The organism is Bacillus sp. X1(2014) (assembly GCF_007678255.1).
Map to the genome: position 1 here is coordinate 694,895 of NZ_VEED01000002.1, position 13,490 is coordinate 708,384.

Consider the following 13,490-nt stretch of genomic DNA (forward strand, 5'->3'; position numbering starts at 1 on the left):
GGTGTCAGGAACCATGTGAAAAATTCACATGGTTCCTGACACCTTCATGTTTTTAGACATTAAAGTGCATTAGGGGTGGTATAAGGAGAGCCCCCCAAATTAAGGTGATTAATGCTGCAAAGATCATGGCTAGGGATGAGAACGTTGCTTCTTGTTTCCCGTATTCAAACGCTTTGGTTGTTCCTGCACCATGTGCACCCATGCCTAGTGCAAGACCTTTGGCGATGGGTGTTTTAATGGATAGTCCTTTGATTACTGATGGACCAACAATGCTGCCAATAATTCCAGTTAAAATGACGAAAACAGTTGTTAAGGTTGGCAGACCGCCAATTTCTTTTGATACCTCAATGGCAATCGGCGTTGTAATCGACCTTGGCAGCATAGATGTGATAAAGTCATATTTTAAGTGAAACAATTTCGACAAACCATAGGTAGAAAATATCGCCACTAATGATCCAGAGGTAATACTGATGATAATGGTTCCCACATATTTCTTAATAATCTTTATGTGTTTATAAATCGGCACGGCAAACGCAACGGTTGCTGGTCCGAGTAAATGTCCCAGCCATTTTGTATCCTCTAGGTATTGATTGGCTGAGACATGAGAAACGGAAATCAAGATGATTAATAAAATAGGAGCAAGCAATAAGGGATGGAAAAAGAACAGGTTCCATTTTGTATGAACCATTTTCGACAGCCGATAGATTAGAAATGTTACGATCGTAAATAAAAACATCATCAATGCTGCTCACTCCTTTTCCCGCCCGTTATTCTTTCAGCAATCAGTGCCGTAATTCCCATAACAATAATCGTACTAATCCCAATCAAGCCAACGATCTCTGCCCCTTCGACACTTAGTATTTCATCATAATTGACAATGCCCACCGTTGATGGGACAAAGAAAAGCAGCAGCTCCGCTAACAGCCAATTTGCTCCCTTTTCCACCCATTCCATTTTGATAATTTTGAAATAAAGAGCCAGAAAAAGAAGGCACAATCCGAACATCGAAGCAGGGATTGGAAGTGGAATTACCACTTTCAGTGCCGCGCCTAGAAATAAGAATACATGTAAAAATAATACCTGTAAGATAATAACTCCAAGTTTCATCGAAATAATCCCTCCATAATGCAAAAAAAGGAGCTAAAAGACTCCCTTTCATTCCGAAATGAACTATAGAGTATATATTAGCCTGATTATCATCATTCGTAAAATACACATGTGGAATGATTTACATAACTAAAAGTTATAATGGATCTTTTAAAATAAAATCAATAAATGTTCGACCTGCGTTAGAGATATAGCGGTCTTTCTTGGTTAGGACCGCCAGCCTCCATAAAATAGGTTGTTCAAGGTCGATAATCCTAATATCAGGGTTAAATGCCCGGTTACAAATGGATTGTGGAAGAATCGTAATTCCGAGGTTGGCAGCTACCATTTCTGTCATCAAGTCCCATTGAGAACTCATAAATAGGATATTGGGTTCAAAACCGGCAGCAATGAAATGATTCCTCATAATTTGGTTCAGAGCAAATTCTTCATGGTAAAAAATAAACTCCTCATCCCTTAATTCCTTAATATCGACTACATTATGACTTGCTAAATAATGTTCTTTGTAAACCAGCAGCTTCATTTCTTCTTCCACGATGGGGTACACATCAAATTGCTGTTCATCAATCGGGAGAACTGCTACACCAAGCTCGAACTCTCCTTCCTCAACACTCTTTACCACTCTTGCTCCACCATACTCAGTAATATTCAGTACTATATTGGGATATGAATGATGAAACTTCGCAATTACCCTAGGAAAAAATAAACTGCCTATAAAAGGGGGCAGCCCAATATCGATCTGCCCTCTAGACAGGTTCGTGATATCATTTAAGGTTGTTTTCATTTCAGATAGGATTCCAGCCATTCTCTGCGAATATTCTAAAACAATTCTTCCTGCATCAGTCAGGCCACTTGTCTTATTGGTCCGCATAATCAACGTCATCCCTAGCTCTTCCTCTAACGCTCGAATTGACTTACTCAGAGCTGGTTGTGAGAGATGCATGCTCTCCGCCGCTTTTGTTATACTTTTATGCTTAGCCACTTCAATGAATAATTGTAATTGCCTTAATTCCAAATCATACACCTCTAAACTATTAAATTAAACTAAGAAATTCCTTCATTTTCTCATCTAGAAGTATAAATGCCTTCTCTAATTCAATCTTAGGAATTTTAGAATACATATCACCGATGCTTATTTCAAAATAACTGGACGCCTGGTCTACTTCTTTAATATGACCGGTTAAACCAATACCAGTTTCCTCGTAAAACTCAACTAAAATCGACTCTATCTCTTCTTTTGAACCATTAATATGAACGTGAAACATATTAGAAACAGGTTCCAAAGGCTTGGTCACTATTCCATGGCATTGATTATAGTATCCTGCAAGTTCTTTCGCTGCATGAAAATATTGTGCCATTTTACCAACATTTTGATCAAAGTAGTAATCCGCACTAAGAATATATGGATAAAGACTAATTAAATCACCGCCATGTCGCCGTTTCCATACTTTTGATTGGTCGGTAAAAGCTTGATCACCTGCAAGAATGGCTCCAGCAATTCCGCCAATTCCTTTGTAAAAAGACACATACACACTATCAAATAAAGCACAGACTTCCGCAGCTGTCTTTTCATAGTAAGGAAGAATTTCACAAAGTCGCGCTCCATCCAAATGCAACTTTATCCCTTTTTCACGACAATAGACTGAAATTGCTTCTAAGGTTTTATAATCTGGAAGTTGTCCGCCAATCTCCCTTTGTGGTAATTCCAACAATAAGCAGGAGATCTCCTCTTTTAATTCCATGACATCAACCAATTGGATCACACGATCATTATCTGCCAATAAGACTGTTTCTATATGATGCAATTCTTTCAGGCCATCTTCTTCATGAATCTCTAAATGACACAGCGGATGATATGCCACTTTTCTTATTCCTTTTTTATCACACCAAATTCTTAAGGCAATCTGCTGGGCCATCGTTCCACTCGGAAAAAAAACTGCCGCTTCCTTTCCTAAATATTTTGCCATTTTCAATTGGAAGTCTTCAATGATTTTTCCGTTCCCATAAATATCACTTTCCAATTGGCCATCGATGTCATTTAGTGCCGCTTTTAATGTTTGAATATCCCTAGGACCATACCCGGGGACCTTATATTTTGCTTGTTTATATGCATCCAATAAGAAATTTTCGCTCATTAACTTTGTCTCCCTTTTTATGGTTTAAAGGCACAAAAAAAGACTCCCAAAAGAGAGTCTTTTTATATTTAGGTTCAATTATGCTTTACGAACGTTAGTAGCTTGTGGTCCACGTTGACCTTGTTCTACTTCAAATGTAACTGCTTGACCTTCGTCTAAAGTTTTGAAACCTTCGCTTTGGATAGCTGAGAAGTGTACGAATACATCGTCTCCTGCTTCGCGTTCGATGAATCCGAAACCTTTTTCTGCATTAAACCATTTTACTTTACCTTGTTCCATTGTTGTTTCCTCCTCGTGTGCTTGGCACACATTGTGTTACTATCCTTGCTCAGTTCTTTAAGACAGAAAGTTTAGCACTTATTATCCTACAACTAACAAAAATAATTCTTCCTAAGTATAACAGGGAATTGCTAGAAATGCAAATAATTATTATAACAGAATTTTGTCTTTCAATTTTATGATAAACTTTCAGTTTTGTTTTTCACACGTAACGATGAAAAATTCTGCAGAACGACGATACCTCCGATTAGGATCATCGTAACCAAAACCGGTAGCAGCCAACCCAGTCCATTGTGATAAAAAGGCAACACGCGTCCATAAAAATTAACAATCTTCTCCAGCCATCCGAAATATTCGATTCCAAGCAGGTCGCAGAATGTTTTAAAGCCATCAATGATACTGATCATAAAGGTGACTATAATGACAGCTGCATAAACAATTCGTGAATGATTAAACAACTTCGACAAAAATGTCAGCAGCATTAAAGCAATCGCCAATGGATATAACAACATTAATACTGGAATGGAGAAATTAATGATATTCGATAAACCAAAGTTTGCAATTACAAATGAAACAAGTGAAAAAAACAACACCCAGATTTTGTAACTGACTTTAGGAAGCAGCGTATGGAAATATTCACCGCACGCTGTCATTAAGCCAATGCTCGTAGTCAGACATGCGAGCAGGATAATAACTGACAACATTACCGTTCCGAACGATCCAAAATAATAGGAAGATGCCTTCCCTAAGACGGGCCCCCCCGTATCAAAAAGTCCGAATGCACTTATGCTCGTCGCCCCTAGATAAGCAACACCAACATAAATGATTCCAAGAAAAATCGTTGCAATCAACCCAGATTTAGCTGAAGCTAAGAGGATTCCTCGAGTGGTGGTAACACCCATTGATCGAATCGAATTGATAACGATAATCCCAAACACCAGTGATGCAAGAGCATCCATCGTGTTATAACCTTCCATAAATCCTTTCATAAATGCGCCGTTAGCATAAGCAGCTTGTGGAGCTTCGATTGAACCAAGCGGTTTGACAATGACCATAACTAATAAGATGAAAATTAGTACAATGATCGCTGGAGAAAGAATTTTGCCGACCCGATCTACTAGCTTTGCCGGGTTTAATGAAAACCACAAGGTCACAATAAAAAAGAGTAAGGTGAATACGAACAAGCCAACATGGCCATAACTCTCGCTCACGAACGAGGCAATACCGATATCATAGGCAACAGCGCCCGTCCTTGGTGCGGCAAAAAATGGCCCAATCGTTAAATAAAGCAGGGAAGTAAAGATTACCCCATAGATTGGATGGACACGTCCTGCCAGTTCCTCTAAATTCTTGCTTCCTGAGAAACCCATTGCGAGAATCCCTAGAAAAGGCAGCCCAATTCCTGTAATTAAGAAACCAGTAATGGCCATCCATACGTTAGTACCTGCATTCTGACCAAGTGCCGCGGGAAAAATTAAATTTCCAGCCCCGAAAAATAAGGCAAATAACATAACTCCTATTACGAAATACCTTGAAAATGGTAATTTATTTTGCATATTTAGCTACTCCTACCTAAATGTTTCTTCCGTGTATATTCAATATAGTCCGAGAATTATATTACTATCCTTACAATATAATATCAACCTATTTTTGCGATTAATTAGATAATTTCGACAGGAATATAATGATGTTTTTATAACATTTTTCCTATCTTTTCATAATCTGCAAAAGATACCAATCTATTCCAATCAATCAGATAAATACTATTTCGATATAATTGATGCTTACAATCAGGATAACAAAAAGACCTTTATCCCACTTTCGGCAAAGGCCTTTTTGATATACCTCTAACATTTATAGAGTTTCTGTAATAAACTTATGAATCAATTTTTGTCCAGATTCATTTTCAGTATATAAAAATGATACTTGTTCGCCTTCCTTCAATAGCGGTAATTGTTTGATGGCCTCCTCAGTTAACTGAAAGGCTACCTTTTTGCCTTCGATATCGATTTCAATTGTGTGGGGATCCATTTGGCCAACGAGCACACCACTTCTTTGACTATACGAATTCTTAATAATTAGGTCAGTCACCACTTTAGCTTCTTCTTCTTTTGCCGTTAAGAACACCTCTATTTTATAGCGCCCATTAGGAAGATCTGAGATTGTAAATTCTTTAGTGATTTCTTGATTACTGCCTACCTCTAATGCCTTAATCGCTTGCGTTGACATGACTTCCTCCGAATATTGTTTGACTTTCTTCCCTTGTAAATCATAAACAATATAATCTGCCTCTAACCCGCTAGGAAACGTTAGCTTCTGGGACTTGTCTGAAAGATTTTTAACAGTATAACTAATAATCATTGATTTGTACTCAGGCTTTGTTTCAATCGTGGTATGAAATTTAGCAGCAATCTCATTCTGTTCTGGAACCTCAGTTTTGGTACCTTCAGCGCTCCCCTTTGGTGCAGACTCTGTTTCACACCCTGTTAAAAGGCCAATCACCAATGTTGAAATAAAATAGGTAACCATTTAATGTCTCTCATTTTTCCTCCCCTTTTCCAAAAGAGAATTTGTTGGTCTTAGACATATAGTCGCCGAAAAGAAGAACATAGTTACATCTTTTTTAAATAATTAATTTCAACAAAATCAACTAAAACAAAAAAAGTTGCCATAAATATAGGAAAACCTCCTACATGTACGGCAACTTTTTAGGATATTGTTTTATTTCGATTTCAATTCCTCTAATAAAGGAAAAAGTTCTTCCAAATGTTTAATCTCAAAAGTAGGAATAACTTCATTTCTAGCCTTATCATGTCGGTTAATCCAGACTGTTTTGATTCCTGCACGATTCGCTCCTAGAATATCGGTCATGAGATTATCCCCCACCATAATGACATCATCCTTATCAACCGACAATAACTCGAGTGCGTGTTCAAAAATGGTCGGGTCCGGTTTCCCTCTACCAAAATCCCCTGAAATAACAATGTGGTCAAAATATGGAACCAGCTCCGGCGTGATCTCCAATTTTGTTTTTTGAAGGTCAGGTGAACCGTTGGTTAACAATAGCAGTTGATAATTTCCTTTCAACCTATCTAGAATCTTAAAAGATTCCTCATATACAAATGGTAATTTCCTACGTTCCTGTGGAAAACGTTCCGCCAGCTCTAAACCAAAATCGTCATCGTCCACACCCAAAGCTTTCAAGCCGGCTGTCCAAGCATCTTTCCGGTAGACAGGCACCATTTCCTTCATCTTTCTAAAATCATCTTGATCATCTAAAAAGTTCCCCCATAGCCCTTCAAACGGATTGATGCCAATCATTTGAGTGAAAGGATAAAATTCATAGCCGGCATAAATGCTTCTCGCAGCTTCGCGAACGGCCTCTTCTAGTTGATCCACATTAACCCTATACCGCTCCTCTGCCACTTTACATGTAGCAACAAAAGCTTCCTTTACACTTTTTTGATCCCAAAGCAGTGTATCATCTAAATCAAAAAAAATCGCTTTAACCATCGTAATCTTCCCCTTGTCCAAGATATATTTTACTAGTTTACCATTTTACAAAATAAAAATATATGATTCTGAATTTTTTATTATTTTAAAAGGGAAGATTTCCGATTTTTAAGATGATAATGTTATTACATTGTTTTTGGATGTTAATTTGTGTAGCGCCGGGTCAACGGTAACATTATTTCCGACAACGATTAAATGTATGTCCGGATCCTTTGAGACAAGGATGACACCCTTCTTAATCACTGTATGGCTGCCGATGACAGCATTTTCAATCCAAGCATTCTCTTCAACAATGGTATTTGGCAGTATGACAGCATTCTTGATTCGCGCCCCCTTTCCAACCTTCACCCCGCTAAACACAACAGACTTTTCGACAGTGCCGTATATTTCACAGCCTTCGCTTAGTAAACTTTGCTGAGCCTTAGCGGATTGATCCAAATATAAAGGATCCTCATTATGTTCGACAGTATGGATTTTCCACTCCGGATTTTGCAGAAAAATGTTTGTCTCCTTTTTTAAAAGATCTAAATTAGCATCCCAAAAACTCCTGATCGTCCCAACATCTTTCCAATAGTTGTTGAAATAATAGGCATATAACCCTCGGCCATCACACAGCATTGAAGGAATGATATCCTTGCCAAAGTCTCGATTGGTAAATTCTTTTTGTTCCTCCTGCAGCAAGTACTCTTTTAACACTGGCCATTTGAAAATATAAATACCCATTGATGCTAAATTCGTCGTCGGATGTTCCGGTTTTTCTTCAAAATCGATAATTTTATAGCTTTCCTTTTCCATTTTTATGAGTCCAAAGCGGCTAGCGTCTTCCCACGGAACTTCAACGACAGCAATAGTACAATCCGCGTTCGTTTCAATATGTTGTTCAAGCATCAAAGAATAATCCATTTTATAGATTTGGTCTGCAGAAAGAATCAGAACATGCTCTGGCTTTTGCTGCTCGATGAATTCAATATTTTGAAAGACAGCATGAGAAGTCCCTTCATACCATTCTACTCCGGAGCTATTGCGTTGAAACGGCGGCAGAATCGTCAAGCCCCCGTATCGATTATATAAGTTCCAATAACTGCAATGGCCAAGATGAGAATGCAGCACATAGGGTCTGTATTGCGTTAAAATCCCTACAGTCTCTATTGCGGAATTCTTACAGTTACTCAAGGCAAAATCAATGATACGGTATTTCCCACCAAAGGGGACTGCTGGTTTAACTAGTGATTTTGTCAGTAGGTTTAACCTTGTACCCTTCCCGCCAGCCAATAACAAAGCAATCCATTTTTGTTTTTTCATTGTTACCCTCCTCTTAAATTGGTTTCTTAAATGTGCACATCTATAACATCTTCCTCTACTTTTATTATCTCCGTTTTCTTCCATTTTTCCGTTGAACCTGTTACAGCTTTGTGAAAGTGATCAGCTTTTTTATCGACACCAACAGTAAACAGAAGCTAATATCCGCTAAAATTGTCATAATTTTAAAAACTTGATTTTTTCCATAACAAAAAAACTGCCATTTCTTGACGATTACCTCGACATTGAAATGGCAGTCCTTTTAATACTTGCTCTTAATTTAAGATTCGTTTCTCTCCTTCAATTGCTTTGATCGGATCGATATTTTGAGTAAATTCAAGCGTGCCGATATAGTTTCCGTTCTCATCACGGACAGCAAAGTAGCGAATATAAACATATTTATCCTTGAACTTAATCCAAAAATCTTCACAGTCCTTTTTGCCAGACTTAAAGTCTGCCAACAACTCCTCTACAACATGGACACTTCTTGGCGGATGACAGTTTTGGACAGTTCTGCCAATGACCGCTTTGGTCCGAGCAAATATTCTTTCCTTCCCGTGTGAGAAATAACGGACCACATCATCCTGATCAATAAAAGTGATATCCACGGGTAAATGGTTTAATAACAGCTCCAGTTGCTTTAAGAAGAGAATCCCAGTTTCCATTTTAATATACCCTTCAGAGATTGCTTTTTCTTCTAAGGCCTTTCTCTCCGGCTTCCAAATCTCTGCAGAATCGATCAGGCAAAAACCAATTTCATCACTTTCATGGGCTATTTTTACCCATTCATCTTCCGTAAAATTATTTAAGGCCATCGGGAAAAGGATGTTCTCTTCCTTATAAATCATCCCTGTTACTTCTTGAATGACATAATTCAAAACGGCTATAACAGCTTCCTGATCGCCATGATAATTGGCAAGTTTCTGCCTGCTATCCTTTATCGCGTCCCGAATGAAATCATCTATTCTCCACATATTGGTGGTTGGACCGAAGATCCCGTACTTTTCTAAATATGGAAATATCAAATTCTCTTTACGGCTATAGTGCTTTTCAATATCCAGCAAAAGATTGATATCTTCCATTAGTTTATAGATATTCTCTGTAGAATCTTCTTTCATAAATTCCTCAAAATGGACCTGAAGCTTCCTAGTTAACAGATTATCGATTTCTTGATTCTCGAGCCTAAAAGTATGAACGGGATGCCCAGGCTGATCTTCGGGTCTTCCGTTTTGGTGTACATCTTCCTCAATCGCTCCTTGAAAAATAGACGAATGCTGATGATAGATATGTTGAAGTTCTTCCACAGAAATACTTCCCTCTTCGACAAAATCATGTTGAAGCTGTGTAATTTCATCAATGGTTACTTTTCCGATCAAGGCATCAAAGTGGGCTTTAACGTCGTCTAAGTTTCTGCCTCGATGAAGATCGACAAACAGTTGTTTTAATATACTTAAACGTTTTGTATTTGATTTAGTCAATTGTTCACGATTATTAATGATTTCACTCATAATAGGATTCTCCTTCACTGTGGCAAAATACTTTTGATATTTGTTCTCATTAGTAACTTACCACTTCCGAAAATCCTTGTTAGTGATTAACATCATTAGTAACTAGCAAATTGTGAAATCTTTAGGAACGAACCTTTGACAGCAAAATTATTTCGTGTTATATTTATTTCGAATTAAAGATAAATTAATTCAAGATAATATTCTTATATTTATAGAAGATACTAATTAAATATATGTTAATTAAAGGGCAATGGGAGGAACGACAATGAATGGATTAAAAGGTATACATCACGTAACCGCGATTACAAGCAGCGCGGAAAAAAACTATGAATTTTTCACTTATATCTTAGGGATGCGCTTGGTCAAGAAAACAGTTAACCAAGATGATATTCAAACCTATCACTTATTCTTCGCTGATGATGTCGGCAGCGCTGGGACCGATATGACCTTTTTCGATTTTCCTGGAATCCCAAAAGGAGTACATGGGACCAATGAAATTTCAAAAACCTCCTTCCGTGTCCCAAGTGATGCGGCGATCGATTATTGGGTGAAACGTTTGGATCGTTTAGAGGTAAAACATACAGGGATTAAAGAACAATTCGGTAAAAAAACCCTGTCGTTTGTGGATTTTGATGACCAGCATTATCAATTGATTTCAGATGAAAATAACCAAGGGGTTACAGCCGGAACCCCTTGGCAAAAAGGCCCCATTCCATTAGAGTATGCTATTACAGGATTAGGTCCGATATTTGTTCGTGTCGCAAATTTTGACTACTTTAAAGAAATGATGGAAAAAGTCCTTCTCTTTAAAGAAATAGCAAATGAAGGTTCGTTTCATTTATTTGAAGTAGGTGAAGGTGGAAATGGTGCACAAGTGGTTGTGGAGTATAATGCGATTCTTCCTCAAGCACGCCAAGGTTTCGGGACAGTCCATCATGCGGCCTTCCGTGTCGAAGATCGGTCTGTTCTCGAAGAATGGATTGGACATATGGAGAGCTTTGGTTTTCAAACGTCAGGGTTCGTCGATCGGTTCTTCTTCGGTTCCTTATATGCCAGAGTGGCACCACAAATACTATTTGAGTTTGCAACAGACGGTCCAGGATTTATGGGAGATGAGCCTTACGAAACACTAGGCGAAAAATTATCTTTACCGCCGTTCTTAGAATCGAAACGGGCACAAATCGAGAGTTTGGTTCGCCCAATTGATACCACCAGAAGTACAAAAGAATTCATTAAAGAATAATACAAAGAGCGAGGCCATGATAAATATAGAGTTAATAATTATACTAAAACTTAATAATGATCACCTGAAACAGCCTTTTTCTTAATGAAGAAGGCTGTTTTCTATTCCATCACTTTATAAAAATATAGAGCAAATACGATTACTAATATGAGAGGGGCTATATTTAAGTGCTGTTGTACGGGATGAGCAAGTTACTGCTGATTCATATGATCGCATGTTTTAAAATGAAACAGATTCGCGTTGTGAACAATCTCCGTAATATAGTTCATGGTAATCTTCACTGCCTCTTGAAACTCATAGCTTTTCCGATTATTAAGGATATTTGTAAACATCCCCTGCCATATTAAAATGGTTAATTCATTAATCGCATCAACGTTTTCCTTTTTAATATATCCCTCTCTCAGGGCAATTTCTAAAAAGGATCGCCCCCGTTTTGATACATTCCGTTCAAAAAGAATAATCTTTAACTCCTCAGGAATGTTAATCAAATCAGCAGGATAGATTTTATAATATTCCTCAAGCAGCTTCTCGGGTTGATCCCCTAAATCCATAATAAATACTGCATGAAAAATCTGTGGCTGTCTAAAGGAGTGAATACAAAAACATTCCCAAGCCAACAAGTACTTTTCAATGGGGTCTTTTCCTTTTTCAATATAAACAGCTACCTCATCTGTGTAGGATTTTAAGAATTTCATGGAAGCGAAAAAGATCAGATGGGAGATCTCAGAAAAATAGTTATAAATGGTTGCACTATTATAACCTGCTTTATCCGCCACTTTCCTGATTGTTACATTCTCTAAACCTTCTTCTTCGATAATTTCAGCTGTAGCGTCCACAAAGTATTTCCACATGCGGCTCAATTGTATTTTCTTTTTTTTCATTGCTTACTCCTTACATATTTTATATCAACATAAGTATTTCGGTCGTAGGCGAAGTAAAATCTAAAAAAGATGATAGAAAAATTATACCAAACTATTGCATTGAAAGCCGAAAAAAATCTGAATGGAACGGGTTCAAAATGAAAAACTGGCGGAAAACAAAGAGTTTATCGCCAGCTTCTTTTCATTTTATGGGCTCATTCTAACCAGCTTTCTTTTCTTTCATTTCTTTCCTCTGAAGGGCAATCTCGTGTCGTTTTTCTTTCGTTACTTTTTGCCAAATGACTGCGGTAATCAACCCAACGATCGTCAAGCCTAATAAAATGGCAAATAATACCTTATAGCCTGTTGTACCACCCCAGTGGTCCAAACAAGCCCCGGCAATGATTGGCATAAAGATTTCTCCGCTGTACCCGATGATCATTAATGGCATCGCGACAGTTCCTGTAGTTTCAACTGGATAGTCTCCTTCCACCAATATCGCGAAGTGCGTCGCCTGTAAGGCATACATGGATACATAAACAACGGCGATAAAGACTAACAGCATTAAGATCATAGAAGGCTTTCCAGGCAAAAGAATGAGAGCGGCTAAACCGGCTGCCAATAAACTATAGGCAATGATGACCATATTTGAAATCCCAATTCGGTCACCGATAATTCCAGAGGTGAAACTTCCGACTGGGCGGCAGTATTGTGAAAAGTAACCCAGTGCAGCGGCAATGATGGTGGAAGCACCAAAGGCTGCCGTTGCATATGGGGTAATATAATAGAAACTATTGATCATTGCATAAGAGGTCAAAATAAGAACGGCTGCCAGCCAGGTTGTTGGCATTTTTAGAATCTTCCAAAGTACATCCCAATTAAATTTTGTATGATCTTTTTCGTTCGCTTGAACACTGCTGTTGTTTTGTTCAGGATCCTTATATATGAACATAATGATCATCCCTAAAAGAATACAAAACACGGAATAGAAAATAATCACAGTGGACAATGCCAGCTTGTCACTCAGTTGCTTTGATACAAAGGCGAAGAGTCCTAATACCAAAGCAGATTCGACGACTTTGGCAGCACCGCGTCCGCCTTCAAAAAAGCCGAATGCTTTTCCTTGTTCATTTTCATTTGCTAATGACCGGACGGCTTTAATTAACGCTACCCAAAAGGTCATGATGGATGTTATTCCCCAAGCTCCATAGATTAAGAGCAATACAGAGTAAGGGGGATACAATAGTAATGTAAAGCCTAGAGCTCCTGTCACGATTAAGGAGAGCGTCAATAAGTGTTTCGTTTTCCAGCGATCTGCCACATACCCTGCAAAGATATAGGAAATCAAACAAGCAATTCCAAATACACTTCCGAGCGAACCCATTTGTGTATTGGTTAAGTGAAAGTCTTTTATAAATACATCATAATAATAATTCCGGAAATATGGCAATGTATAAATCATTTCACCTGCAATGATTAAAATGATTAAAGTAGGTATATTTTTCTTAAGTCTTCCTTCCATCTCTTATCCCCCAATCGCGGGATT

Annotated in this window: 13 protein-coding genes; 1 reads left to right on the forward strand and 12 read right to left on the reverse strand. The window is 38.0% G+C overall.

Annotation, left to right across the window (positions count from 1 at the left end; genetic code table 11):
* Nucleotides 1–52: 52 nt before the first annotated feature.
* From FS608_RS07295 to FS608_RS07340, 10 genes are all read right to left on the reverse strand, one after another.
* A complete protein-coding gene (locus FS608_RS07295; protein ID WP_144548647.1) occupies nucleotides 53–739 on the reverse strand; it encodes an LrgB family protein in 687 nt (228 codons plus the stop codon).
* A complete protein-coding gene (locus FS608_RS07300; protein ID WP_144548566.1) occupies nucleotides 739–1,107 on the reverse strand; it encodes a CidA/LrgA family protein in 369 nt (122 codons plus the stop codon). Before FS608_RS07300 ends, FS608_RS07295 begins: the two co-directional genes overlap by 1 nt.
* Nucleotides 1,108–1,243: 136 nt before the next feature.
* Nucleotides 1,244–2,122, reverse strand: a complete 879-nt coding sequence (locus FS608_RS07305) for a LysR family transcriptional regulator (RefSeq protein ID WP_186328643.1) — start codon at nucleotides 2,120–2,122, stop codon at nucleotides 1,244–1,246.
* Between the two features lie 19 nt (nucleotides 2,123–2,141).
* On the reverse strand, nucleotides 2,142–3,242 hold the full coding sequence (locus tag FS608_RS07310) for a threonine aldolase family protein (protein WP_144548568.1): 1,101 nt from the start codon (nucleotides 3,240–3,242) through the stop codon (nucleotides 2,142–2,144).
* Between the two features lie 78 nt (nucleotides 3,243–3,320).
* Complete coding sequence (locus tag FS608_RS07315) at nucleotides 3,321–3,521, reverse strand: cold-shock protein (protein ID WP_026568674.1); 201 nt, start codon at nucleotides 3,519–3,521, stop codon at nucleotides 3,321–3,323.
* Between the two features lie 176 nt (nucleotides 3,522–3,697).
* Nucleotides 3,698–5,077: a branched-chain amino acid transport system II carrier protein gene (gene brnQ, locus FS608_RS07320; RefSeq protein WP_144548569.1), complete on the reverse strand. Its 1,380-nt coding sequence runs from the start codon at nucleotides 5,075–5,077 to the stop codon at nucleotides 3,698–3,700.
* 298 nt (nucleotides 5,078–5,375) lie between these two features.
* On the reverse strand, nucleotides 5,376–6,050 hold the full coding sequence (locus FS608_RS07325; RefSeq protein WP_144548570.1) for a BsuPI-related putative proteinase inhibitor: 675 nt from the start codon (nucleotides 6,048–6,050) through the stop codon (nucleotides 5,376–5,378).
* A gap of 192 nt (nucleotides 6,051–6,242) precedes the next feature.
* Entirely contained in the window at nucleotides 6,243–7,034 is a 792-nt protein-coding gene (locus FS608_RS07330) for an HAD family hydrolase (RefSeq protein ID WP_144548571.1), read from the reverse strand.
* Between the two features lie 108 nt (nucleotides 7,035–7,142).
* On the reverse strand, nucleotides 7,143–8,336 hold the full coding sequence (locus tag FS608_RS07335) for a glucose-1-phosphate adenylyltransferase (RefSeq protein WP_144548572.1): 1,194 nt from the start codon (nucleotides 8,334–8,336) through the stop codon (nucleotides 7,143–7,145).
* Between the two features lie 272 nt (nucleotides 8,337–8,608).
* On the reverse strand, nucleotides 8,609–9,841 hold the full coding sequence (locus FS608_RS07340) for a DUF438 domain-containing protein (RefSeq protein WP_144548573.1): 1,233 nt from the start codon (nucleotides 9,839–9,841) through the stop codon (nucleotides 8,609–8,611).
* Nucleotides 9,842–10,106: 265 nt separating this feature from the next.
* Between FS608_RS07340 and FS608_RS07345 the strand changes: the two genes are divergently transcribed.
* Nucleotides 10,107–11,084, forward strand: a complete 978-nt coding sequence (locus FS608_RS07345; RefSeq protein WP_144548574.1) for a ring-cleaving dioxygenase — start codon at nucleotides 10,107–10,109, stop codon at nucleotides 11,082–11,084.
* 191 nt (nucleotides 11,085–11,275) lie between these two features.
* Here FS608_RS07345 and FS608_RS07350 read toward each other — a convergent pair whose 3' ends face one another.
* A complete protein-coding gene (locus FS608_RS07350; RefSeq protein ID WP_144548575.1) occupies nucleotides 11,276–11,965 on the reverse strand; it encodes a TetR family transcriptional regulator in 690 nt (229 codons plus the stop codon).
* Nucleotides 11,966–12,164: 199 nt separating this feature from the next.
* A complete protein-coding gene (locus FS608_RS07355) occupies nucleotides 12,165–13,466 on the reverse strand; it encodes an MFS transporter (protein WP_144548576.1) in 1,302 nt (433 codons plus the stop codon).
* Between the last annotated feature and the right edge of the window lie 24 nt (nucleotides 13,467–13,490).